At 62.4% G+C, this 22,879-nt stretch carries 21 protein-coding genes; 13 read left to right on the forward strand and 8 right to left on the reverse strand.

What is annotated here, in order from left to right:
* Positions 1-508: 508 nt before the first annotated feature.
* From HHJ18_RS17460 to HHJ18_RS17500, 9 genes are read left to right on the forward strand one after another with little or no spacing between them, the layout of a single operon-like run.
* A complete protein-coding gene (locus HHJ18_RS17460; RefSeq protein WP_296917182.1) occupies positions 509-859 on the forward strand; it encodes an iron-sulfur cluster assembly accessory protein in 351 nt (116 codons plus the stop codon).
* A gap of 54 nt (positions 860-913) precedes the next feature.
* The gene (gene sufB, locus HHJ18_RS17465; protein WP_296917184.1) at positions 914-2,350 is read left to right on the forward strand and encodes a Fe-S cluster assembly protein SufB; all 1,437 of its coding nucleotides are present in this window, start codon (positions 914-916) and stop codon (positions 2,348-2,350) included.
* Positions 2,347-3,159 carry a Fe-S cluster assembly ATPase SufC gene (gene sufC / locus HHJ18_RS17470; protein ID WP_296917186.1) on the forward strand — a complete coding sequence of 271 codons (813 nt, stop codon included), beginning with the start codon at positions 2,347-2,349 and terminating at the stop codon, positions 3,157-3,159. Before sufB ends, sufC begins: the two co-directional genes overlap by 4 nt.
* Positions 3,156-4,481: a Fe-S cluster assembly protein SufD gene (gene sufD, locus HHJ18_RS17475; protein ID WP_296917188.1), complete on the forward strand. Its 1,326-nt coding sequence runs from the start codon at positions 3,156-3,158 to the stop codon at positions 4,479-4,481. Before sufC ends, sufD begins: the two co-directional genes overlap by 4 nt.
* Entirely contained in the window at positions 4,478-5,731 is a 1,254-nt protein-coding gene (locus tag HHJ18_RS17480) for a cysteine desulfurase (protein ID WP_296917190.1), read from the forward strand. The genes sufD and HHJ18_RS17480 overlap by 4 nt, the downstream gene beginning before the upstream one ends.
* On the forward strand, positions 5,728-6,216 hold the full coding sequence (sufU, locus tag HHJ18_RS17485) for a Fe-S cluster assembly sulfur transfer protein SufU (protein ID WP_296917192.1): 489 nt from the start codon (positions 5,728-5,730) through the stop codon (positions 6,214-6,216). The genes HHJ18_RS17480 and sufU overlap by 4 nt, the downstream gene beginning before the upstream one ends.
* Before the next feature lie 39 nt (positions 6,217-6,255).
* On the forward strand, positions 6,256-6,504 hold the full coding sequence (locus HHJ18_RS17490; RefSeq protein WP_296917194.1) for a BolA/IbaG family iron-sulfur metabolism protein: 249 nt from the start codon (positions 6,256-6,258) through the stop codon (positions 6,502-6,504).
* A 15-nt stretch (positions 6,505-6,519) separates the two neighbouring features.
* Positions 6,520-6,840, forward strand: a complete 321-nt coding sequence (gene grxD, locus HHJ18_RS17495; protein WP_296917196.1) for a Grx4 family monothiol glutaredoxin — start codon at positions 6,520-6,522, stop codon at positions 6,838-6,840.
* A gap of 56 nt (positions 6,841-6,896) precedes the next feature.
* Positions 6,897-7,457, forward strand: a complete 561-nt coding sequence (locus tag HHJ18_RS17500) for a NifU family protein (RefSeq protein ID WP_296917197.1) — start codon at positions 6,897-6,899, stop codon at positions 7,455-7,457.
* 112 nt (positions 7,458-7,569) lie between these two features.
* On the opposite strand, the gene HHJ18_RS17505 is transcribed toward HHJ18_RS17500, so the two are convergent.
* Positions 7,570-7,995, reverse strand: a complete 426-nt coding sequence (locus HHJ18_RS17505) for a hypothetical protein (protein WP_296917199.1) — start codon at positions 7,993-7,995, stop codon at positions 7,570-7,572.
* A gap of 378 nt (positions 7,996-8,373) precedes the next feature.
* Here HHJ18_RS17505 and HHJ18_RS17510 point away from each other — a divergent pair, with 378 nt between their 5' ends.
* Positions 8,374-9,390, forward strand: a complete 1,017-nt coding sequence (locus HHJ18_RS17510; protein WP_296917201.1) for a tripartite tricarboxylate transporter substrate-binding protein — start codon at positions 8,374-8,376, stop codon at positions 9,388-9,390.
* A gap of 11 nt (positions 9,391-9,401) precedes the next feature.
* On the opposite strand, the gene HHJ18_RS17515 is transcribed toward HHJ18_RS17510, so the two are convergent.
* The gene (locus tag HHJ18_RS17515) at positions 9,402-9,578 is read right to left on the reverse strand and encodes a hypothetical protein (protein WP_296917203.1); all 177 of its coding nucleotides are present in this window, start codon (positions 9,576-9,578) and stop codon (positions 9,402-9,404) included.
* Positions 9,579-9,792: 214 nt separating this feature from the next.
* Between HHJ18_RS17515 and HHJ18_RS17520 the strand changes: the two genes are divergently transcribed.
* Positions 9,793-10,644 carry a metallophosphoesterase gene (locus HHJ18_RS17520; RefSeq protein ID WP_296917397.1) on the forward strand — a complete coding sequence of 284 codons (852 nt, stop codon included), beginning with the start codon at positions 9,793-9,795 and terminating at the stop codon, positions 10,642-10,644.
* A gap of 82 nt (positions 10,645-10,726) precedes the next feature.
* Positions 10,727-11,149, forward strand: coding sequence for a universal stress protein (locus HHJ18_RS17525; protein ID WP_296917205.1), 423 nt, complete (start codon positions 10,727-10,729; stop codon positions 11,147-11,149).
* A gap of 51 nt (positions 11,150-11,200) precedes the next feature.
* On the opposite strand, the gene HHJ18_RS17530 is transcribed toward HHJ18_RS17525, so the two are convergent.
* Positions 11,201-11,776 (reverse strand): TetR/AcrR family transcriptional regulator, encoded by a 576-nt coding sequence (locus HHJ18_RS17530; RefSeq protein WP_296917399.1) that lies wholly within the window; start codon positions 11,774-11,776, stop codon positions 11,201-11,203.
* Positions 11,777-12,076: 300 nt separating this feature from the next.
* Here HHJ18_RS17530 and HHJ18_RS17535 point away from each other — a divergent pair, with 300 nt between their 5' ends.
* Entirely contained in the window at positions 12,077-12,628 is a 552-nt protein-coding gene (locus tag HHJ18_RS17535) for a hypothetical protein (RefSeq protein WP_296917207.1), read from the forward strand.
* A gap of 2 nt (positions 12,629-12,630) precedes the next feature.
* On the opposite strand, the gene HHJ18_RS17540 is transcribed toward HHJ18_RS17535, so the two are convergent.
* From HHJ18_RS17540 to HHJ18_RS17560, 5 genes are all read right to left on the reverse strand, one after another.
* Positions 12,631-16,695, reverse strand: a complete 4,065-nt coding sequence (locus tag HHJ18_RS17540) for a PAS domain S-box protein (RefSeq protein ID WP_296917209.1) — start codon at positions 16,693-16,695, stop codon at positions 12,631-12,633.
* A gap of 90 nt (positions 16,696-16,785) precedes the next feature.
* A complete protein-coding gene (locus tag HHJ18_RS17545; RefSeq protein WP_296917211.1) occupies positions 16,786-18,972 on the reverse strand; it encodes an ATP-binding protein in 2,187 nt (728 codons plus the stop codon).
* An 86-nt stretch (positions 18,973-19,058) separates the two neighbouring features.
* Positions 19,059-20,777 (reverse strand): ATP-binding protein, encoded by a 1,719-nt coding sequence (locus tag HHJ18_RS17550; protein ID WP_296917213.1) that lies wholly within the window; start codon positions 20,775-20,777, stop codon positions 19,059-19,061.
* Between the two features lie 10 nt (positions 20,778-20,787).
* Entirely contained in the window at positions 20,788-21,624 is an 837-nt protein-coding gene (locus tag HHJ18_RS17555) for a substrate-binding domain-containing protein (protein WP_296917215.1), read from the reverse strand.
* 173 nt (positions 21,625-21,797) lie between these two features.
* A complete protein-coding gene (locus HHJ18_RS17560; RefSeq protein WP_296917217.1) occupies positions 21,798-22,757 on the reverse strand; it encodes a LysR family transcriptional regulator ArgP in 960 nt (319 codons plus the stop codon).
* Positions 22,758-22,879 lie beyond the last annotated feature (122 nt).

A 22,879-nucleotide genomic window follows, 5' to 3' on the forward strand; every position in this document is an offset into this window, starting at 1 on the left:
ACGCGGGTCGCCAAGGCGGATCAGCTCACCTTCGCGCACTGTCAAGCGTGCAAGCCCTTCGCCCTCAACCGGGCCTTCGCCAAGCCGGGCCGCCGGTCACCGTGCAGGACGCTGTGCGCTATTAATTAAATAGTAGGTCACGCCCTGCCTGTAAAGGCTGCAGCCATAAATCGCGTGAACTACTGCGGCTTGAGCCGCGCGCGCCACTGCGCGCATGCTCAACCCTTCCCCCGCGCGCGGAAAACCAGATTTCAGGAGAAACATGCCGGCAGCCCTTGGCGCGCCGCGCTGCTGCGCTTCAGCGACGCCAATTCACCTTCTCTTCTCAGGGCCTATGGTTAGTGATATGGTCGGTCTTTATAGTTGACTAAATTAGTCAGGTATCCATTTTACGACTAAGGACATCTTTCCCGGGCAGAACTGCCGCGACGATGCTGACCTTGCCGCACCGACATGGTGCGATGGCCAAATCGGGCGGAGCGACTGCGCTACCTCAGGAGTTTGACAAATGACCATGGTATTGACTGAAAGAGCAGCGCTGCAGATCCAGCGTCAGCTTGAAAAGCGTGGCAAGGGCATTGCCTTGCGCATCGGCGTCAAGAAAGTAGGCTGCACCGGCCTGGCGCATACCTTCGACCTCATCGACGAGGTCGGCTCGGGCGACCACAGCTTCGAGTCGCATGGCGCCCGGATCGTGGTCGATGCCTACAGCCTTGAGTATCTCGATGGCTCGCGCATTGACTTCGTCACCGAAGGCCTCAAGCAAAGCTTCAAGTTCGACAACCCCAATGTCGACAGTGAATGCGGTTGCGGGGAAAGCTTCAACGTCAAGAAAAAGGCCAGTCCTGCCAAAACGTAAGCGCTTGCCCGCCCACGTTTTCTTCAAGCCAGACAACCCGCCAGAAGGAACACCATGAGTGCACTACTGCAAACGCTCGTCAACCAGCCCTATAAACACGGGTTTGTCACCAACATCGAAACCGATGTCGCGCCCAAGGGCTTGAGCGAGCAGACTATCCGAATGATTTCGGCCAAGAAAAACGAGCCCGCGTGGCTGCTCGATTTCAGGCTCAAGGCCTACCAGGCCTGGTTGCTGATGACCGAGCCGGCCTGGCCCAACGTGCATTACCCGAAGATCGACTTCCAGGCCATCAGCTATTACGCCGCGCCCAAACAAAAGCCCAAGCTCAGCAGCATGGATGAGGTCGATCCCGAGCTGCTGCGCACCTTTGAAAAGCTTGGCGTGCCATTGCACGAGCGCATGGCGCTGGCCGGCGTGGCGGTCGATGTAATTTTCGACAGCGTGTCGGTAGCCACGACCTACAAAGCCAAGTTGGCCGAGGCAGGCATCATTTTCTGCTCGATGTCCGAGGCCGTGCTGGAACACCCGGAGTTGGTGAAAAAGTACCTGGGCACGGTGGTGCCCACCGGCGACAACTATTACGCCGCGCTCAACTCGGCGGTGTTCACCGACGGTTCGTTCTGCTTCATTCCCAAAGGCGTCAAGTGCCCGATGGACTTGTCGACCTACTTTCGCATTAACACCGAGGAGTCGGGCCAGTTCGAGCGCACGCTGATCGTGGCCGAAGAGGGCGCTTCGGTGTCCTACCTTGAGGGCTGCACCGCGCCCGCCTTCAGCAGCAACCAGCTGCATGCGGCGGTGGTGGAACTTGTCGCGCTGGACAACGCCGACATCAAATACTCGACGGTGCAGAACTGGTATGCGGGCGATGAAAACGGCGTCGGCGGCATCTACAACTTTGTCACCAAACGCGGACTGGCCAAAGGCGTGAATTCGCGCATTTCCTGGACGCAGGTCGAGACCGGCTCGGCCATCACCTGGAAGTATCCGTCTGTGATTCTGCGCGGCGACAACTCGGTAGGCGAGTTTTATTCGGTGGCGGTGACCAACCACCACCAACAGGCCGACACCGGCACCAAGATGATCCACCTGGGCAAGAACACGCGCAGCACCATCGTCAGCAAGGGCATCTCGGCCGGGCAGTCGAGCAACAGCTACCGGGGCTTGGTCAAGGTGATGCCTACGGCCACCGGCGCGCGCAATTATTCGCAGTGCGATTCGATGCTGATCGGCGACAAGTCGGGTGCGCACACCTTTCCCTACATCCAGGTGCGCAACCCGACCGCCCAGGTCGAGCACGAGGCCTCGACCTCCAAGATCGGCGAGGACCAGCTGTTCTATTTCGCCCAGCGTGGCATCAGCGCCGAAGCCGCGGTGTCCATGATCATCAATGGATTTTGCAAGGACGTGTTTCAACAATTGCCGATGGAGTTCGCGGTCGAAGCGACCCAGCTGCTCGGCTTCAAACTTGAAGGAGCAGTCGGATGATCAACCCCAACAGCCCGGTTTTACTTGAGGTGCGCGGCCTGTGCGCCAGCGTCAATGGCATTGACATTCTCAAGGGCCTGGACTTCACGGTCAGGCGCGGCGAAGTGCACGCCATCATGGGGCCCAACGGCTCGGGGAAAAGTACCTTTGCCAAAGTGCTGGCGGGCCACACGGCCTATGAAGTCACCGCCGGCCGGGTACTGTTCGAGGACCAGGACCTGCTGGCGCTGACGCCCGAGGGGCGCGCCCTGGCCGGCGTGTTTCTGGGCTTTCAGTACCCGATTGAAATACCCGGCGTGGCCAACAGCCAGTTTTTGCGCCTGAGCTACAACACGCTGCAGGCGCAGCGCGGCCGGGAAGAACTGGACCCGCTGGAGTTCGACGACTTTGTGCGCGAGAAGATGAAGCTGCTGGAAATGAGTCCCGATTTTCTGGACCGCAGCGTCAACGAGGGCTTTTCGGGCGGCGAGAAAAAACGCAACGAAATTTTGCAGATGGCGCTGCTGGAGCCGCGCCTGGCGATCCTCGACGAGACCGATTCTGGCCTGGACATCGACGCGCTGCGCATTGTCTCGCAGGGCGTGAACCAGCTGATCAAGCCCGACAACGCCGTCATCCTGGTCACGCATTACCAGCGGCTGCTGAACTACATCGTGCCCGACTTCGTCCATGTGATGGACGCCGGCCGCATCATCAAGACCGGCGGCAAGGAACTCGCGCTGGAACTGGAAAAACGCGGCTACGACTGGGTCAGCGCCGAGCACCAGGCGACTGGCGGGGCGAGAGCCGAAGCGGTCAGCGCATCATGAGCAGCGCCACTGCACTTCGCGAGCCCACGGTGGACCACCTGGGCACGCTGCTGGCCGGCCAGCCGCTGCTGGCGCCCAGCCCCTGGGCGCGCGTCAATGCGCTGCGCGAACAAGCGCAGACAGCGCTGGGCGCGCTTGCCATGCCCACGGTGCGCGACGAGGCGTGGCGCTTCACCGATTTGGCGCCGCTGCACCGGCTGACGTTCCAGCCGGTGCTGGCTGCCTCCCGGCTGCAGGCCGAAGACATCGCGCCGTTTTGCCTTGACGACGCCGCGATACGGCTGGTGTTTGTCGATGGCGTTTACGCGCCGCAGCTGTCGATCCCGGCCCCCGAAGGCGGCGTGGTCGTGACCGATCTGCCGACGGCGATGGCCACGCACACCGCCGCGCTGGAGGCGCAACTGGGCCGCCAGCAGACGCTGGGCGACAACGTGTTTGCCGCGCTGAATACGGCCTATCTGCAGGATGCAGCGGTGCTGGTGGTACCGCGCCATGTGGAGCTGGCAGCTCCGGTGCATCTGCTGTTCGTGGCCACGCAGGCGCAAGCCGTTAGCCACCCGCGCTGCCTGTTGCTGGCCGAAGCGGGCAGCAGCGTGACGCTGGTCGAGGACTACGTGGCGCTGCAGGATGCGGCCTGCCTGGCTTACTTGATAAATCCAGTGACAGAAATCGTGCTGGCCGACCAGTCGCATGTCACGCATGTCCGTGTGCAGCGCGACGGCCAGCAGGCGTTTCACATCGCCAACTGCGCGGTGTCTGTGGGGCGCTCGGCCCACTACCAGTTGGTCAGCCTGGCGATGGGCGCGCAGCTGTCCCGCTTCCACTTGAATGTCGTGCTGGGCGAGGGCGCCGAGTGCGCGGTTGACGGGCTTGCGCTGCTGGCCGGCAGCCAGCTGGCTGATACCCACAGCTGCATCGATCACGCCCAGCCGCATGGCAGCAGCCGCCAGCTGCACAAGTGCATTGCCGACGGCAGCGCGCATGCGGTGTTCAACGGCAAGGTGATCGTGCGCCCCGGCGCCCAGCGCACCGACTCGGCCCAGTCCAGCCGCAACCTGCTGCTCAGCAGCCGGGCCCAGGTCGATACCCAGCCGCAACTGGAGATTTTTGCCGACGACGTGAAATGCACGCATGGCGCCACGATTGGCCAGCTGGATGCCGAAGAACTGTTCTACCTGCAGAGCCGCGGCCTGTCCGGCAGCGCCGCACGCCAGTTGCTGACCTACGCATTTGGCGCTGAGATCATCGAGCGCATTCCCGTGCCATCGCTCAAGCACCAGCTGCAGCAGCGCATGCTGGCGCAAACCGGCAGCCAGCCATGAACGCGCGCGCCGAGCCAACCCACGTCACGCCTGTCTTTGATGTCGAGCAGGTGCGCGCCGACTTTCCCATCCTGCACATTGAGGTCGAAGGCAAGCCGCTGGTTTACCTGGACAACGCGGCCTCTAGCCAGATGCCGCAGCCAGTCATAGACCGCCTGGTGCGCTACCAGACCACGGAGCACGCCAACATCCACCGGGCGGTGCACACGCTGTCTGAACGGGCGACCGCCGCTTACGAGGAGGCGCGCGCCAAGTTGCAGCGCTTCATCCATGCGCCCGACGAGCGCGAAGTGATCTTTACCAGCGGCACCACCGAGGCCATCAACCTGGTGATGCACGGCTACGGTCGCAAGTTCATCAAGGCCGGTGACGAGATCATCCTGACCACGCTCGAGCACCATTCGAACATCGTGCCGTGGCAAATGCTGGCCGAGGAAACCGGCGCAAAAATCCGCGTGGTGCCGATCAACGACGCCGGTGAACTGCTGATGGACGACTACGAGAAGCTGTTCAATGCGCGCACCCGGTTTGTCGGCGTGACGCAGGTCTCAAACGCGCTGGGCAGCATCAACCCGGTCAAGAAGATGATTGCTTTCGCGCATGCGCACGGTGTGCCGGTGCTGGTCGATGGCGCGCAGGCCGCGCCGCACTTGGCCGTAGATGTGCAGGACCTGGACTGCGACTTCTATGCCTTCTCGGGCCACAAGCTGTGCGGCCCCACTGGCATCGGCGTGCTCTATGGCAAGGCGGCGCTGCTGGAGAAAATGCAGCCCTTCAAGGGCGGCGGCGACATGATCTTGTCGGTGTCGTTCGAGAAAACCATTTACAACACCATTCCCTACAAATTCGAAGCCGGCACGCCGCCGATTGCCGCCGCCATCGGGCTGGGCGCGGCCGTCGATTACCTGTCTGGCATCGGCATGGCGGCCATTGCCGGGTATGAAAACCAGCTGCTCCAATACGCGACGAGCCAGATGAACGACCTGCCCGGTGTGCGCATCATAGGCACCGCCCGCAACAAGGCCGCCGTGCTGTCCTTCACGCTAGACGGCGTGCACCCGCACGATGTCGGCACGCTGCTCAACCAGGAGGGTATTGCGGTGCGCACCGGCCACCACTGCGCGCAACCGGTGATGGCGCGCTTCAAGCTGCCCGCCACGTCGCGTGCCTCGTTTGCGTTCTACAACAGCATGGCTGACGTCGATGCGCTGATCGCCGGCATCCGCAGCGTGCAGAAAGTGTTTGCATGATGGACGACTACAAGGCGCTCTACCAGGAAGTCATCCTGGACCACAACAAAAAGCCGCGCAACTACGGCACGCTGGAGCATGCCAGTCACCACGCGCAAGGCCACAACCCGCTGTGCGGCGACCACCTCAGCGTGGCGCTGCAGCTGCAGGGCGAGACCATTGACCAGATCGCGTTCCGGGGCGAGTCGTGCGCCATCTGCAAGGCATCGGCCTCGATGATGACGGCTGCCGTGAAGGGCGAGACGCGCGAGCAGGCGCAGGCGCTGACCCAGGAATTCCTGGCCATGGCCACCGGCAAGCTCGACCTGAGCCAGCCCAACCAGATCGGGCGGCTGGCGGTCTTCGCCGGGGTGCGCGACCTGCCAACGCGCGTCAAGTGCGCCATCCTGCCGTGGCACACGCTGCAGGCCGCACTCAATTCGGTCGCCAGCACATCCACAGAAGCCGAGGCTGATCCGATGCACGCGCCGATCGGTAATGCATGATGCGGCCCCTGCCGCAAAGTAATCCCTGGAAAGGACAAGATGCTGACAGCGAATGAACTAAGAAACTTCATCCTGAATGGCCTGGCGTGCGATCACGCGCAAGTGCTGGGCGATGACGGCCAGCACTTCGAGGCGGTGATCGTCAGCCCGCAATTCACCGGAAAAAATAAGGTGCAGCAGCATCAGCTGGTGTATGCGGCACTCGGCGATCGCATGCGCTCTGAAATTCATGCGCTGTCGCTGCAAACTTTCACGCCCGAAGCCTGGGCGCAATCGATCAATCAATAACTTGGAGCCATAGAAATGAACGTCCAGGAAAAAATTCACGCGCAAATCAACGCCAACGCCGTCGTGCTTTACATGAAGGGAACGCCGCAGTTTCCGCAATGCGGTTTCTCGGGCGCGACGGTGCAGATGCTCCAGGCCTGCGGCGTGCAGGACTTTGCCGCCGTCGACGTGCTGGCTGATCCGGAAATCCGGGCCGGCATCAAGGCCTATGCCAATTGGCCGACCATTCCGCAGCTCTACGTCAACGGCGAGCTGGTGGGCGGCGCCGACATTGTGCGCGAGCTGTACGAACTGGGCGAACTGCAGGCGCTGGTCAATCCAGCGGGTGTGCAGTGAGCTTGGAATCGCCCCGGCCCAGCGCCCGCAAGGCGTCCTCTTTTCAGGAGCTTTAAATGCCGAAAATTGCCGAAATAGACGACACACCAAACCCAAATGCAGTCAAGTTCACGCTTCATGAGCCGCTGACCTGGGGCATTTCGCATTCCTACGAGAACGCAGACCAGGCCAGTGGCGATGCGCTCGCTTCCGCGCTGTTCGCCATCGAGCATGTGAGCAATGTGTTTTACGTGGATCGCTGGCTCACCGTGACGCAGGACGGCGGCGCCGACTGGCCGGAACTGGTGCGCCTGATTGCCGTACCGCTGCGCGCCGCGCCGGCGGCTGCCGCGCAGTCTGCCGCCTCGGTGTTCGCGGCGCGCGCGTCCATCGCCGATCTCAGCGAGCAAGACCAGCAGCGGCTGGAAGTGATCAGCGAGCTGCTGGACCAGCGCATCCGGCCTTCGCTGCAAGCCGATGGTGGTGACCTGCATGTGGTGGGCTTGGCCGGCAACTATCTCAGCGTCCACTACCAGGGCGCTTGCGGCAGCTGCCCAAGCTCGATCTCCGGAACGCTCAGCGCTATCGGGAACCTGGTTCGCATGATCGAGCCCGACATCGAAGTCGTGGCGGTGTAGCTCGCAGCGCAGCGCCGTCACAGGCCAGCCGTACACGACCTGACATTGCTTCATCCCTTAACTCAAAAGGCAAGGGACGTTCGCGACGGCAAGCTTTTCATCACCATCACCATCAGCGGTCACTGTCAGGGCTGCGCCATTCCCCCCACCATGCCAGCGCCGCCTTCAGTTCAAGCGCGTGAAACGCCCGTGCGTCCGGCCCCGACGCCGCGCCGGCAAAGCGTCCGAGTTGCGCCGCGCATTCGAAAAAACCCGGCGCGGGCAGGCCGTCGCGCCACTTGCTGACGACCAGAGCTGCGATCAACGGTCGTCCGGCGGCCGCGTCCTCGGTCATCAGCTGCTCCAGCGCGTTCGTGATCCGGTGAATGGTGTGAGGCGGCACCAGCTGCAGCGCTGCTGCCGTTTGCTGGTAGCTGATGGGCAGACCGCCCTGTGTGGCGCGCCCCTGCAGAAAGGCTCTGAGCCGGCAGGCCAGGCTTTCAGGCGAGCTGCCGGGGACGGCTGCTGTCGTGGCGGGATGGCCTGCTGGGTCATTCATGGGCGGCTCCTTAGGTGGCTGATGAAAGGGATAGCCGGCTATGGGCAGGCTTCTGCCCCGCGCCGATGCGCACCAGTCTGACAGGGCGCGCGGCAGGCTGCCAGGGCGAGGGATATCGGGTGCCTATGAGCGCTGCGCGCGCCGGTCGCAGCCTCGTGCTGGCGGCGCAGCGTGACCAGGCGGAGCGCCTCGACGGACCGCAAAATGCTATCATTTTAATAGCTGGTTACGCCCGTTGCTATTGAGCCGCAGCCATAATTTATGCCGAAACGGCGGCATTTAAGCGGTTCTGGCAGCGCTGTCACTGGCGCGGCGGCGCATGGGCTTGTGAGGGCACGATTTTTGCATAACACTTGGTTCACCATTTTTGGAGCCATCATGTCTGAACGCACCTCGCCGCCCCTTTTGACCTTCTGCCATGGCGCAGCGCAGCTGCCGCGCCGCAGCGCGCTCAAGCTGTTCGCGGCCGCAGCGGCCGGCGTGGCGCTGCCGGCGCTGGCCGCCTGGCCGGACAAGCCGATCAAGATCGTCGTGACCTTCCCGGCGGGCGGTGCCAGCGACATCGTGGCGCGTGTGCTGGGCGAACAGCTGGGCCGAAAACTCGGGCAGGCGGTGGTGGTGGACAACCGGCCGGGCGCCGGTGGCAGCGTCGGTGGGCTGTTGGTGGCGCAGGCGCCCGCCGATGGCTATACGCTGATGCTCAGCAATTCAACGCCGATCTCCATCGGCCCGTTTGCGCTGGAAAAACAGCCGTACGACCCGATCGAAGGCTTTAGCCACATCGCACTGATCGGCAGCGCGCCCTGCGTGGTGATGGCGAATCCGGCCACAGCGATCAAAACCATGAAAGATATTGAAGCGCAGGCGCGCAAGGCGGGACGGCTTGACTTTGGCTCTGGTGGCCCGGCGTCGATTGGCCACATTTACGGCGAGTTGATGAAAAAAACCATGGGCGTGAACCTGGTGCACATTCCCTACCGGGGCGGTGCGCCCATGACGACCGACCTGATCTCCGGCGTGATTCCGCTGGGTATCGATGTGCTGACGGCGTTTGTGCCCTATTTCAAGAGCGGCCAGCTGGTGCCGCTTGCAGTAACTTCGGCAAGCCGCTCGCAGCTGGTGCCCGAGGTGTCCACGGTCATCGAAGCGGGCTATCCGAACCTGTTACTGGACAACTTTTTTGGCTTGAGCGGACCGGCCCACCTGCCCGCCGACGTGGTGGAGCGGCTGAACACGGCTTGCAACGAGGTTTTGGCCAGCAGCGACTTCAAAAAGAAAATGTTGGAACTAGGCATCGCCACCAGCCCGGGTAGCGCGGCGGCCTTCACAGGCTTCGTCAAGGCCCAAGTGTCGTCGCTGGCGCCAGCCGTGAAAGGCGCGGGCGTCAGGCTTTAAGCCCGAAGAACCTAACGAATCACGCGCAGGAAAGCGAGGGCGGCGCCGCGCAGTTCTTGCGCCTGGCGCGGGTTGCGGCCGGAGCGGGCTTCGGCGCGTTCCATCAGGTTGTGCGCGACCCCGTTGACGGGCGCAAAACCGGCAGCTGTGGGCAGAAAACGCGAGATTTGGGAGAGTAGGCGGTACATATCAAAAGCGCTCAAAGGCGTTGAAAGTTGCGATATCTCTAGATTAAGGGTTTTCCCTAGGTTTGCAAGTCCGGCGCGCCACAATTCCATGCAGAAAATGCATAGTTGACCGTGGCGGTGGGTATGAGCGCTGGGCGACGCCGGTTTTCCAGGCGCCCGGTGAATGCAACCGTCCGGCTCCGCGTTGCTGGCGCGTTCACGCACAATCGGGCCTGTGAACATCCAGCTCTTGTCTGACTTGCACCTCGAGTCGAATCCGCATTTCACGGCCCGGCCGCTGCCCGGCGCCGATCTGCTGGTGCTGGCCGGCGACGTTGGTTCTTACCAAAACGACTCGCTGCTGAGCAGCTTGAACATCGCGGATTTTGGCCTGGCGCGCTTTTCGCCCCTGCCGATCAGCCAGGGCGGCGCCGGCTGGCCGACGCCGGTGTTTTTTCTGCCGGGCAACCATGAGTACGACGGGCTGGATTTTGACCAGGCGCACGCGCGGCTGCGCGAAACCTGCCAGCGTCTGGGCATGGTCTGGCTTGAGCGCGAAAGCCTGGTGTGGGGCGGCGTACGTTTTGTCGGCAGCACGCTGTGGGCTGACTTCGATGCCTTAAGCACTGACCAGGCCCGTAGCGGCGAGGTCACGCTGGGCGAGCAGCTGAAGGCGCGTGAAAAGGCTTTCCGCGCCGCCAATTTCTACCTTAAAAAAAACCATTCCTTTCGCAACGGCGAGCCGCTGCTGGCGGACGCGGTGCGCGAAGAAGGCTTGAAAGCCCAGGCCTGGCTGCGCGAGGCGCTGGCCCAACCGTTTGCCGGGCCCACCGTGGTAGTAACGCATTTTGCGCCCAGCCTGCTCAGTGCCGATCCGCGCTACGGCCTCTCATCTGGCACCGCAGGATTTTGCAACTCGCTGGACGAACTTTTGCCGCTGGCCAAGCTGTGGCTGCACGGCCATCTGCATTGCCGAATCGACTATGTGAAGCTGGGCTGCCGCGTGGTCGCCAACCCGCTGGGCTATGCGCGCAAGGGCGAACAGGCGGCGTTTCGCCCCTCGCTATGTGTCACGGTGGCGGTCTGAGCCGGCGCCCGCTATCTTGTTCCAAGTCAAGTGACTGGCCGTACCACTGGCTAAACTGTGGTTTTAAAAATGAGGAGCCCCTATGAATATTCTTCTGGCCGTTGACGGCAGCACCTTCACCAAGAAAATGCTGGCCTACCTGACCACGCACGACGAACTGTTCGGCGCCAACAACGACTACACCGTGTTGACGGTGCAGCCAGCCTTGCCGCCGCGCGCCCGCGCAGCAGTCGGCAAGGAGGTCGTGGACAACTACTATTCGGAAGAATCCGAAAAGGTGATGGCCCCGGTGTCCAAATTCCTGACACGCCACGGCATCAACGCCAAGAGCAACTGGAAGATCGGCCCGGCCGGCGAGACCATCGCCAAGTTTGCCGACGCAGGCCAGTTCGACATGGTCATCATGGGCTCGCACGGCCACGGCACGCTGGGCAACCTGGTGATGGGCTCGGTGGCCACGCAGGTGCTGGCGAACTGCCAGGTGCCGGTGCTCTTGGTGCGCTAAGCTGCCCGGTTGCTATAAGTTTAATAGCTGTTTGCACCCGTCATATATAGGCTAGGGGCCTTTTAGACCGTCAAAACAGGTGCTCAAAACCAGTTCGATGATCTGCGAATCGCTGTGCTGGCCGGCCATCTTGAGGAAATCCAGCACCGGGTCGCAGGCGCGTGCGTACAGGGTGTAAAGCACGGCAATGGGCGGCAGCCTGGCATTGATGGCCCCCTGCGCCTGCGCCTGCTCGATCCAGCCGCCTATGCGCTCGCTGGCCTCCATCAGTCCATCCAGATAGGCTTTGTTGCGCATCAGCGCAGCGCGCAGGATGGAGTTCTGGCTTGGCAGCGAGGGCATTTGCCCGGCCAGTTGTAACGCCATCATCCAGCGCACCACCGCCTTGAGTTGCTCAAGCGCCGGCGCGTCGGCCGGCAGGCTGGCCAGAAAGCTTCGGGCCTGGCCCAACACCTGCACCATGGCTGCGGCAGCGAGGTCTTCCTTGCTGGAAAAGTGCTTGTACAGGCTGGCTTTGGCGATGCCCACCTCGGCCGCCACTTCGTCCACCGTCATCATGTCAAAGCCCTTTTCAGCCAGCAGCCGGGTGGCTGACTGAACGATCGCCGCTTCTCGAGCTTGCAGCATCTGCGCTTTGAAAGACGGCCTGGCCGGGCCGCCCTTAAGTGCGCTGATTTTCGCAGTGGCAGGCGTCGGGCTGAGCATGGCGGGGCTGTAAGACATGGCTGCATTTTAGACGTCGGCACGTTTTGCGTGTGATAACGCGAACAAGCCCATTCCTTTTTTGACTCTTCAGCCCATTGTGTTACTCCACAGTAATAACACTTTGTTCCAAAACTTCGTTTGCCAGCCGTTCGTCTTTACTTGTATGGTCAAAGTAGGAATTCGTGTAATATTTTTTCACTGTGGTGGCAGTGGGAGCGCATCATGAAAAGCAACGTGTCGTATGTTGGCGCCTGGCTTGCAGTGGCCAGCTTGGCTGTTGCACTCGCGTTTTCAGCGCCTAATGAGTCCAGTGTGATGGGACGCCTACCGGCCTTCATGGCGCAAACGCTGTTGCGCCAGCCGTTGGCCGTGCCGCAAGAGCTACCCGCCGACCGCACGCTGGCGCTCATCACCTTTCACCGCAGCCACCGGGAGCAGGCAGAAAGCTGGGTGCGCGGACTCAATTTACGTGAGGATTCCACGATAGCCTGGATGCGCCTGCCGGTCATTAACGATCCGGGTACGCCGACAGGTCGTGACGCGCTGGAAAATAAATTAAGGACGCTTTATCCCGCCGAGGCCGAACGCGCCAAACTGCTGCCGGTGTTCACCGATCGCGCCAGCTTTGTGCGCTCCGCGGGCCTCAATGGTGTGGATCAGCTTTCTGTCGTGGTCGTCAACCGCCAGGGCGAGGTACTGGCCCGGGTCGAGGGAGCGTTTGATCCCGAGAAGGCGCAAACGCTGCGCGCCACGCTGCGGGCGCCGGGGTTCTAGGTTTAATCCTCCGGCGCCGAGGCGCCTAGCGTGAAGTAAAAGGTGGCGCCGCGCCCCACGGCGGACTCCCCCCAGATCGTGCCGCCGTGGCGCACCACAATGCGCTGCACCGTCGCCAGACCAATGCCGGTTCCGGAAAATTCCGACACACCGTGCAACCGTTGGAACGGCCCGAACAGCTTTTCGGCGTACCGCATGTCAAAGCCCGCGCCGTTGTCCCGCACAACGTATACCGTTTCGCCCTTGCTGCCGCGCTGCTGGCCAAAGCTGATCTCGCTGCGAGCCTGGCCGGCGCTGAACTTCCAGGCATTGCCCAACAAGTTGTCAAGCACCTGCTTGAGCAGGCGCGCGTCACCGTGCGCCTGCAGGCCTGGCTCGACCTGCAACTGCGTTGCCCTGCCGGGTTCGCGCTCCTGGCAGTCGTGCAGCAAGGCTTCGGCCAGTTCGCTGAGGTTGACCGGCTCCCAGCGCAGGCGGGAGCGCGCGACCTGCGCCAGCGTCAACAGGGCGTCGATCAACTCGCCCATCTGACTTACTCCCTCGCGTAGGCGGCCGAGATAGTGCCGGCTGCTCTTGCTTAGCGAGTCTTCGGGCGTCTTGGCCAGAGCGCGCTCCAGCAGATCGCTGAATCCGTCAATGGCACTGAGTGGGCTGCGCAGGTCGTGCGAGACCGAATAGGAAAAGGCTTCTAACTCCTTGTTGGCATATTCCAGCTGGGCGGTGCGCTGCTGCACGCGTTCTTCCAGGCTGGCATTGAGCTGCAGGATTTCCTCGCGCGCGCGCTTGCGCTCGCGGATGTCGGTGTTGATGCCGAGCACGCCGTTGACCTGGCCGTGCTCATCGCGCACCACGGTCCAGCGTGCCTCCACGTAGACGATCGAGCCATCACGGGCGCGCTGCTCCAGCTCGCCGCTCCAGTCCCCGCCGCGCGCCAGCGTCTGCTGCATGGCCGTGTCGAGCACCTGCGGATCCCGGTACATGTGCTCGGCCATGGTCTTGCCCAACACTTCGTCGGCACTCCAGCCGTACAGGCGCTGCGCGCCCTGGTTCCAAAAGCGCAGTGTCAGGTCGAGGTTGCGCACCATGATGGCGTCCTGCGCCCTGTCCAGTAGCGAGGCCTGCTCGCGCAGCTGAGCCGCCGCTTGCCGCGCGGCCTCCTCGCTGCGGTGCCGCGCCAGCCGGGCGCGCAGGCTGCCTATGCCAAACGCCAGGTTGTCGGCAAGCTCCTGCAGCAGCTTGATTTCTTCGCTGGCGAAATGCTGAACCTGCCCGGCGTACAGGCCGAGCACGCCAAAACTGCGCTGGCCGTCGCGCAAGGGCAGGAAGATGGCGCTGCGGTAACCGCGTTCCAGCGCGGCCTCACGACCATAAAATTGATTGTTGGCTTGGCTGATGTCGCCACTTTGCTGCGGCAGCCCGACGCGAATCGCCTGGCCTGCCAGGCCCAGATCGGTCGCATGGTCGTCACGCGAGCTGCGCGAGATCTCGGCAAGATAGCCGCGCTCGTCTCCGGCGTGGGCCATAGGCGCTATGGGCAAAAGCGCATCGTGCTGGGCGTAGCCGACCCAGGCCATGCGGTAGCTGCCGACCTCGACCGCCACGCGGCAAACCTCGGCCAGCATGCTGGCTTCGTCATTGATCTGGTTGATAGCCATGCTGAAGCGACTCAGCATCTGGAGCGCCCGGTTGGTGCTGGCCAAAGCCAGATCGGCCAGCTTGCTGGCTGTGATGTCGCGTGCCGTACCCACCACCCGCTCCAGTGCCCCTGCGGCATTGAACACCGGATAGGCGTGATCGCGGATCCAGCGCATCTTTCCCTCCGGAGTAACGATGCGGTACTGGGTATCGGACATCTCGCCCGCGCGAATGCGCTGCCTGGCCAGCGTCAGCAATTGCTTATCCTCGGGCCGCACGGCGTCGGCATAGGACTTGGGGTTGTCGTACAGGCTTTCGCAACTGCGCCCCCAGATCTTTTCATAGCCGGGGCTGACATAAAGTAATTGCCCGGTGTGCGGGTCCACGTTGTAAAACACGTCTTCGAGGTTTTCCGCGAGCTCGCGAAAGCGCGCCTCGCTGCCGACCAGCGCGGCATCGGCGCGCGCGCGCTCAAGCGCCAGCCGCGCCAATCGAGCCGCAGTGGCACTCAAATCGAGGTCTTTGGCCTGCGGTTTGCCAGGCGTTTGGCGATAAGTAGCCAGCGTGGCAAGCACTTCGTCATCGCTCGCCACCACCGGAAGGGACCAGCAGGCGCGCAGCCCGAGCGCCAGCAATTGCTGGCGAAACGCTTGCGTTATCGGGTCGTGCGCAACGTCTTCCACCACCACGGCTTCCTTGCGAAACGCTGCGGTGCCGCAAGGCCCTGTGCCGTCTTTGATCTGCTGGCTTTCCAGCGCCTGGCGGTAGCTTTCCGGCAAGCTGGGCGCCACGGCGTGACGCAAGCGCTGGCCATCGAGCAGCAAAATGGAGCTCACCGTGCCCGGCGCGTTTTTTTCCATCAGCCGCACAATAGCTTCCAGTGATTGCCGCAGCGGGGCACCGCCTGCAATCAGCGCCAACACCTGTTCCTGCGCGCTGGCCAGGTTTTCTGCCGCCTTGAGCGCCGTGATGTCGCTGAACACCACTACGCCACCCACCATCTGGTCGGCTTCGCGCAGCGGTCGGGTGCTGACCCGCAAGACCCGGTCTTCGGTGCCCGGCCGGCGCATCACCAAGTCCCAGTTATCGATCACGGCCTCGCCCAGCGCCCTGGCCACCGGCCGTTCAGACGGCGGGTAGCTGGTCTTGCCGTCGAGCTGCAGCAAGTCGTGGTCGCGGCTCCAGTCCTCAAGTGAAGCGACGTCTTCGCGGGCCGGATGGAGCGCGCGCGCAGCGCGGTTGAGCAGCAGCAGGCGACCCGCCGTATCGGTGGCAACCACGCCCTCGCTCATGCTGTTGAAGATCAGCTCGCGCAGGGCGCGCTCCTTGTCGGCATGCTGCAGGGCGGCGTCACGCTCTTCGCGGCGTAGTTGCAGGGACCCGGCCATGCGGTTAAAGCTCAGTGCAATCTGGCCCAGCTCACCGTGCGAAGTAAATTCGCTGGCAATACGGGCCGCCAGATTGCCTTCAATCACCTCGCTGGCTTCCTTTAATATCGCCCGGGCCGGCCTGACAATCAGTCGTGCCCCGATCCACCAGGCGCAGCAGACGCCGAAAACCGCCATCCCCAACAAGGCGGCAATACTGCTGCGCAGATGTTCGCGTGGGCCGGCCGTGATGATGTCTCGTGGCACGCTGATGGCCACGAACAGTGCGTCACCCGCGGCGCCGCCAACCGGGGCATAGCCATAGACGCGCTCCACACCGAGGACATCCACGCCCTCGCGCACACCGGCCCGGCCGGACCTGGCGGCATCCAGCATGACCGCATCCTGTTCCTGACTGCCCGGCAGGCCGGCGTCGGCTGGGTGGGCCGCCAGGATGGTGCCGCGGCTGTCGGTCACGCGCAACTGCGCGCCATCCATCAGCTGGACCTCTGCCAAAGCACCGGCCACCGCCGTGATGTCCACGGCGGCAAACGCCACCCCATTCAGCACTCCATCGCTGCCATGGACCGGCACGCCGAAACCGATGCCTGGCCACCCGCTGCTGCGGCCCGTGCCGTACTGGCCCCCCGCAAACTTCTGGCCGGCCAGCACCTGCTTGAAGAAGGGCCTGTCGCCGGCGTAAACATCGGTGCCCGAATTCCGTGCGTTGCAGGTGACTTTTCCATCCAGGCCGGCGATGCCCAGGTTGCTGTAGCCGGGGGCCTGCGACTGCAAATCCTCCAGATACTGCACGCAGCGTTGGGTGCTGGTGTCCTTGACCGATGGCGCGCTGGCGATATTGCCGAGCAGCTGGGCCACCCGGTCGACCAGGCGCTGCTGGTGCGCGGCCGCCAGCAGCGCCGTCGATTGCAACGCGCCCTGCGCCAGCGCCACGTCGTCTTGCTGGTCTTTGGCGGCCGAGTAGGCAAACAAGCCAAAGACCGGAAGTAGCGCAATCAGAACGAGCAGCACCAGGCGGGAACGAAGCCCTCCCAAACTCAGCATTGATTCATCCCGTGCAGCATGCTGCGCATCATGCCGCACATCGCTGCGGATGACCAGAAGCCGGTGCGCCCGACAGCGTGCGATACCGCCCTAAAGCGTCTGCGCGCCCAGCGTGAAGTAAAACGTGGCGCCGCGCTCAGGCGCCGACTCAGCCCAGACCCGCCCGCCGTGGCGCGCCACAATGCGCTGCACCGTAGCCAGGCCAATGCCGGTGCCGGAAAATTCCGAGGCGGTATGCAGGCGCTGGAAAGGCCCGAAGAGCTTGTCCGCATAGGCCATGTCAAAGCCCGCGCCGTTGTCCTGCACTGCATAGACCGCTTCGCCGTCTGCACCGCTTTCGCGCCGAAAGCTGATGCGGGCTTGCGCCTGCTTGCCGCTGAACTTCCAGGCATTGCCCAACAAGTTATCAAGAAGCTGCTGCAGTAATTGCGTGTCGCCCTGGGCCAGCAGGGCCGGCTCGATATCGAGTGCTACCTGCCGGCCCGGCTCGCGCTCGCGGCAGCCGTCCAGCACTTTCTGCGCCAACGCGCTCAGGTCGACGCTGCACCAGCGCAAACTGGTGCGCGACAGCCGCGCCAGCGCCAACAAAGCGTCGATCAGCTCGCCCATCTGCATCACCCCGGCGCGAATGCGCGCCAGGTAGTGCGCGCTGCGTTCACTCGGTGCGCCCGCAGCCAGCGCCTTGCCAAGCAGGCCGCTGAAGCCGTCAATGCTGCTAAGCGGCGTGCGCAGGTCGTGCGACACCGAATACGAGAAAGCCTCCAGTTCCTTGTTGGCGGCTTGTAGCTGCGCGGTGCGCTGCAGCACCCGCTCTTCCAGGCTGCTGTTGAGGCGCAGAATTTCGCGTTGCTCCCGCTTGCGCTCGGTAATATCGCGGCAAGTGGTGAGGATCACTTGCCGCTCCCCCAGCAGGATGGGTGTGAGCAATACTTCCACCGGGAAGTCTTCCTGCTGGGCACTGCGGTTTATCCATTCAAACCTGTGGCTGCCATGGCGCAGGGCGGTGGCAATCATTTCATTGGCCTTTTCGCCAGAAGGCCGCCCGTCGGGCTGATTGGGCGGCGCGAGTTGGGCCGGTCGCTGCAACAAAATGTCTTGCTTCTCCGTGCAGCGCATCATGTTCACGGCCGCCTGGTTGCAATCAATAAACTGGCCTGTCTTCGGTTCCATCAGCAACAGCGCGTCGGCCGTCCTGTCAAATATCTCGCGAAAACGGTTTTCGCTTTCGCGCAACGCTGCATCAGACTTTTTGCTTTCACTTTTCTGTTTCGTGATGATGCCGTCAGCCCGGCGCACGATCATCAGCAAGGCGCCAAACAAAGCCAGCAGCAGTACCACCACGAGGGCCAGGTTTTGATCGCCCAACGCCGTCATGCGGGTCTGCATGACGACATCATCTTGATCTGCCTTGGCGAGGTTATCGGCTGTCCATTTCTTGATGTCGATGGAGGTTGCCTTGATTTGTTGCAAAAAAGGCGTCACGTCGGAGAAAACCTCAAAGACACCCACGATGCGGTCGCTGCCGGGTCGCCGAACCGGAAAATAACTGGAAATCAGGTCGCGCTTTTCCACCACGCCTTCAAGGGCGCTGAACTTGTCCTGATAAGTCAGTTCACTCGTGGGCTTACCTTCCAAAGCCGCTCTGATCCAGCCGGTGTTGCCGGCCTTGTCTTCGCCGATCTGGGCGAGTTCGGAAGAGTAAAGGGTGAGGCCGCGCAAGTCGTAGACCTTGATCTTGGACACCGTGCTCCTTTTCAAGGCATCGTGCACGTTGGTGTTCAGCGCGGCGAAGCCCGGGATGCGCATAAATTGCTTCCCCAGTTCGGCAAGGCAGGCCTTCTTCTCCCGGGATGGTTTCATCTGGCCATCCTTCTCGTCCTTGACGTCGGCCATGGCGCGACACGCTTGCACCGGAATCTCCTGGGCCTTGGCCACGTAGGGAGCAAAATCTTTTTCCCACAGCGCGTTCGCAAACAGGTGCGTCAAATTGACGTTGCCCGATTCGTGAATGCTCAGCAGACTGCGCCGCGCCGCGTCGTCTTGCTGTTGTGCCAGGCGTTCCTGCGTCTGCTTGAAGAATTTGCCGTCTTCCGTGACGTGATGGACGAAGAAATTTTCTTGCTGCGCCATAAAGTAAAGCAGCGCTGCCGCCACTGGTACCAGCATGCCCAGGCTGGTCAGCGTGAAATAGCGTACCAGTTTGAAGCGGCTGCTCCCGTTTTCCCCGGCTTGGGGCTGCCCGGCTTTGCTGCCCTTGCCTATGCGTTTGAGGATCATTTTCTTGTCTTCGTGCCCAATGTGTCGACCCCAATTTCCGTGCCCGTTTTCAGTCGCAACGGCCGGTACTTTTTGCCCCGCTTTGGCTAAAGCGCCTGCGTGCCCAATGTGAAGTAAAACGTGGCGCCGCCCCCCGGGAAGGACTCGGCCCAGACGCGGCCGCCGTGGCGCGCCACGATGCGCTGCACCGTCGCCAGGCCAATACCGGTCCCGGCAAAGTCTGCCGCGGTATGCAGGCGCTGAAAAGCGCCAAAGAGTTTTTCTGAATACGCCATGTCAAAGCCCGCGCCGTTGTCCTGCACGGCATACACCGCTTCGCCGTCCGCACCGCTGTCGCACCGAAAGCTGATGCGGGCTTGCGCCTGTTTGCCGCTGAACTTCCAGGCATTGCTCAGCAAGTTGTCCAGCAACTGCCGCAGCAGCAGCGCGTCACCCTGCACAACCATGTCAGGCTGGATGTCGAGCGCGACCTGCCGGTCGGGCTCGCGCTCGTGGGAAACGCTCAGTACCTTATGGGCTAGCGCACTGAGGTCAACGCTATCCCAGCGCAAGCTGGTACGCGAAAGCTGGGCCAGCGCCAGCAAGGCGTCGATCAGCTCGCCCATCTGCGAGGCCCCGGCGCGAATGCGCGCCAGGTAGTGTTGGCTGCGCTCGCTCGGTGCATTGGCGGCGATTTCCTTGCCGAGCAGACCGCTGAAGCCGGCAATGCTGCTCAGCGGCGTGCGCAGGTCGTGCGACACCGAATACGAGAAAGCCTCCAGTTCCTGGTTGGCCGCCTGCAGTTGGGCGGTGCGCTGTTGCACGCGCTCTTCCAGGCTGGCATTGAGGGCCAGGATTTCGTCGCGCGCCAGTTTTCGCTCGCTGATGTCGCGCATGCTGCCGATAAACTGGCGGCGCCCCTCAAGATAAAACTCCGAAATCCGCAGTTCCATAGGGAAAATCTCGCCATTGCTGCGCTGCGCTGTCACCTCCAGTTCAAGGCCTATAAGGTAGGCCTGGCCGGTATGCGGATAACGTTCAAGGTAACTGTCGAGCGCATGGCGATAGGCCTGCGGCATCAGCATTTTGATGTCGTGGCCGACCACCTGATCGGCCGTATGGCCGAAGAGCTTCGCGGCAGCGGGGTTGAAGGAATTTACGGTGCCGGCGGCCGTGACGGTGATGACCGCGTCGCCGATGGAGTTCATCGTGACTTCGGCGCGTTCTTTTTCATTGGCCAGCGTTGCCAGGGTCCGCTTCAGGGCGCGCACCGGATAAACACGCAAAATCAGCAACACCATGGCGCCCAAAAAAAGGCTCAGCAGGCCCACCAGGGCGGTTTCAAGCAGCAAGGACTGCACATTGCGGAGGACCTCGTAATGACCGACTACCTTGCCGGAATCCATCAGGGGGGCTTTGCGCGATATGACCAGAAGATGGTGCGGGTCAAGAGATTCGGCGGCTTCAGCCGCTTCCTCGGCCTCCGTGTGTTTCGCGTGCTCATCGGATTCCTTGGATTCGAAGCTTTGCACGATGACCCGGCCCGTGGCGTCCACGATCCGGCGCGATTCGGGCAAGCTCGTTTCGGTCATGTCCTTGATCAGTTCCTGCAACCGCGCCGCTTCAAACTGCCAATAGTCGGGGTTGGCGCTGATCACCCGTGAAAGGTTAGACGCGCCGTATTTTGCTTCCTCGCGCATGGCCGCCAGATTGGACTGGAGCGCCTGCATAAGAAAACCCAGCGGCAAGGAAAGCGCAATTAAGCCCGCAATGACGCTGGCCCACCGGGTGGTGGTGCGGATCAGGTTGGCGTTGCGGTCTCTCATGGAAATTTTCTTATTGGCCGCTCACTTGGGAATGTCCGTTTTTCTCAAGAATTTGCTTGCCCACGGGCGATTGCACAAAAGCCATAAATTGCTGCACCAGCGGGGTGGTCTTCGGGGCGCTGACGAAACTGAAGGTTTTGAAGTAGCGGTAGCTGCCATCGTCCAGCGTTTGCAGGCTGGGAACCACACCGTCCAACGTCAGCGGCTGGAGCGCCCGTTGTTCAGAAATGATCTGCGCCAGCGTGCTGGTGCCGAAGGCGCCGGGTATGGTTTGCAGGCTATGCGCATTGGCCTGGTCGGTAATCTCGATGAGCAAGCCCGCTTGAGCCTGTGCGGTTTCGACCGCCCGCTGCATCGCGGGGGACAGGCTTTTGGCGAGGTCGGTATCCGAGTCGCCCGCAGGACGCAGCACCAATCGCAGCACCCGGCCATCGGGCCAGGTCTTGGTGTCGCCTGAATAGATGCTGAGCAGTTCGCGCTGGGTAATGGCCGATACCTTCGTGGCGGCGGCTGTGGCAAAGACGAACGGGGTTCGCGCATAGTCGGTTGCCACTGCGCCCTCGCCACGCTCCGCCTCTTTCAGCGGGCGGCTGATGACGGCCAGATCGATCGCGCCGGCCAGTACGGCCTTGATGCCGCCACCGCTTCCCAGGCTGGGAATCACGACGACCGTGGCGTAAGGAGGAACTTTCCTGAAGGCATCTCCCAGGATTTGCAGGGTCGCCAGCGCCCCGCCGGAGCCGCCGATGCGAATTTTTGCGGCGGCAGGTGCTGCCTGTTCGGCATTGCCAACAGCGGGAAAAATCAACAACGCCAACAACAGCGTGCGGGTCGTCCAATGAAGCATGAAAAAGTCCTTTAGAAGGTAGTGCAGGTTCGCCTTGTTCGACTGGAATCGACCTAAAGGTATTTTTCTGTAATAGTTAGTTCTATTTAGTAATAAGCTGTAACTATTGGCTCTATCGAGTGTAATCGCTTACGTCGGTGAAAGCGACAGCGGCGCAACCGCTACGTGATGCGTTACAGGGTTTGCGTCACCAGCGAGGCCGCAGCGACCCGCTTTAGCGCCGCCGTCAGCGCGTCCAGCACTTCGGACTGCAGATTCCAGCAGTGCCAGTAAAGCTGGATAGGCAGCGTGATCGCGGGCGCAATATTGACCAGCAGGCCCTGCTCCAGCAGGCCCTGCGTCAGCAGGCGCGGCACTACGGCGACGCCCCAGCCCGCCAGCACCGCGCGCACTTGGCCTTCCGACGAAGGCATGAACAGCTGGTTGAGCATCACGCGCTTGAGCCCGAAGGCCTTGCTAACAAACTCGCTTTGCATGTCGTCCTTGCGGTTAAACGCTACAAAGGGCACATCGCGAAAGTTGTGGGCTGTCAGCAAACCCGCCGCAGCATCAGTGCTGCCGCCGGCCCCGCCCAAGCCACCCAGCCGTTCCTGTGCCAAGGCCGGGGCCGCCACGGCCACGTACTCCATTGCGCCCAGCGCCACCACCTTGCAGCCGCGCAGCGCCTGCTTGAGCGTGGTGACACAGCCCAGCACCTGGCCCTGGCGCAGCCACTCGTGGGTGAAGTCCTGGTCGTCGGTGATGATCTCCATCGGCAGGCCCTGCTGCGCCAGCTCCGTCAGTGCCTGAAGCGCCCAGGTGGCAATGCTGTCGGCATTGATGGCAATCGAGATGCGTTCTTCCTCGCGCGCACCGCCTAGCGAGCTGGGTGCCAGCTCCTGGAGGTCGCGCTCCAGGTCGGCGCGCAGCAGGCGCAGCATCTTGGTGTGCTTGAGGAGCAACTGGCCCGCCGCAGTCGGCCGCAGCGGGCGGCTGCGCACGATCAGCACGGTGCCAACCTGTGATTCAAGAGCGCGCAGGCGCTGCGACACCGCCGACTGCGTGATCGACAGGCGCTGCGCCGCCCGCTCAAAGCCGCCTTCCTCGACGATGGCGGCCAGGCATTCGAGGGCGTCGGGGTCAAAAGTACTCATGGCGCAGCCTCCTTGCATTAGTTATTCTGATGAATTCCCTAAGAGTTTAATTTTTCTGTTAATTGAAGGCAACTTCCTTCACACTGCATTTGCACTGCAAAGTTCAAAATCGCAAAGGGTGT

Source organism: Polaromonas sp. (assembly GCF_012927455.1).
GTDB lineage: Bacteria > Pseudomonadota > Gammaproteobacteria > Burkholderiales > Burkholderiaceae_C > Polaromonas.

Coding starts and splice junctions, on each gene's coding strand:
- HHJ18_RS17460 (WP_296917182.1), top strand. CDS start 509: ATGACCATGGTATTGACTGAAAGAGCAGCGCTGCAGATCCAGCGTCAG.
- sufB (WP_296917184.1), top strand. CDS start 914: ATGAGTGCACTACTGCAAACGCTCGTCAACCAGCCCTATAAACACGGG.
- sufC (WP_296917186.1), top strand. CDS start 2,347: ATGATCAACCCCAACAGCCCGGTTTTACTTGAGGTGCGCGGCCTGTGC.
- sufD (WP_296917188.1), top strand. CDS start 3,156: ATGAGCAGCGCCACTGCACTTCGCGAGCCCACGGTGGACCACCTGGGC.
- HHJ18_RS17480 (WP_296917190.1), top strand. CDS start 4,478: ATGAACGCGCGCGCCGAGCCAACCCACGTCACGCCTGTCTTTGATGTC.
- sufU (WP_296917192.1), top strand. CDS start 5,728: ATGATGGACGACTACAAGGCGCTCTACCAGGAAGTCATCCTGGACCAC.
- HHJ18_RS17490 (WP_296917194.1), top strand. CDS start 6,256: ATGCTGACAGCGAATGAACTAAGAAACTTCATCCTGAATGGCCTGGCG.
- grxD (WP_296917196.1), top strand. CDS start 6,520: ATGAACGTCCAGGAAAAAATTCACGCGCAAATCAACGCCAACGCCGTC.
- HHJ18_RS17500 (WP_296917197.1), top strand. CDS start 6,897: ATGCCGAAAATTGCCGAAATAGACGACACACCAAACCCAAATGCAGTC.
- HHJ18_RS17505 (WP_296917199.1), bottom strand. CDS start 7,995: ATGAATGACCCAGCAGGCCATCCCGCCACGACAGCAGCCGTCCCCGGC.
- HHJ18_RS17510 (WP_296917201.1), top strand. CDS start 8,374: ATGTCTGAACGCACCTCGCCGCCCCTTTTGACCTTCTGCCATGGCGCA.
- HHJ18_RS17515 (WP_296917203.1), bottom strand. CDS start 9,578: ATGTACCGCCTACTCTCCCAAATCTCGCGTTTTCTGCCCACAGCTGCC.
- HHJ18_RS17525 (WP_296917205.1), top strand. CDS start 10,727: ATGAATATTCTTCTGGCCGTTGACGGCAGCACCTTCACCAAGAAAATG.
- HHJ18_RS17530 (WP_296917399.1), bottom strand. CDS start 11,776: ATGCTGCAAGCTCGAGAAGCGGCGATCGTTCAGTCAGCCACCCGGCTG.
- HHJ18_RS17535 (WP_296917207.1), top strand. CDS start 12,077: ATGAAAAGCAACGTGTCGTATGTTGGCGCCTGGCTTGCAGTGGCCAGC.
- HHJ18_RS17540 (WP_296917209.1), bottom strand. CDS start 16,695: ATGCTGAGTTTGGGAGGGCTTCGTTCCCGCCTGGTGCTGCTCGTTCTG.
- HHJ18_RS17545 (WP_296917211.1), bottom strand. CDS start 18,972: ATGATCCTCAAACGCATAGGCAAGGGCAGCAAAGCCGGGCAGCCCCAA.
- HHJ18_RS17550 (WP_296917213.1), bottom strand. CDS start 20,777: ATGAGAGACCGCAACGCCAACCTGATCCGCACCACCACCCGGTGGGCC.
- HHJ18_RS17555 (WP_296917215.1), bottom strand. CDS start 21,624: ATGCTTCATTGGACGACCCGCACGCTGTTGTTGGCGTTGTTGATTTTT.
- HHJ18_RS17560 (WP_296917217.1), bottom strand. CDS start 22,757: ATGAGTACTTTTGACCCCGACGCCCTCGAATGCCTGGCCGCCATCGTC.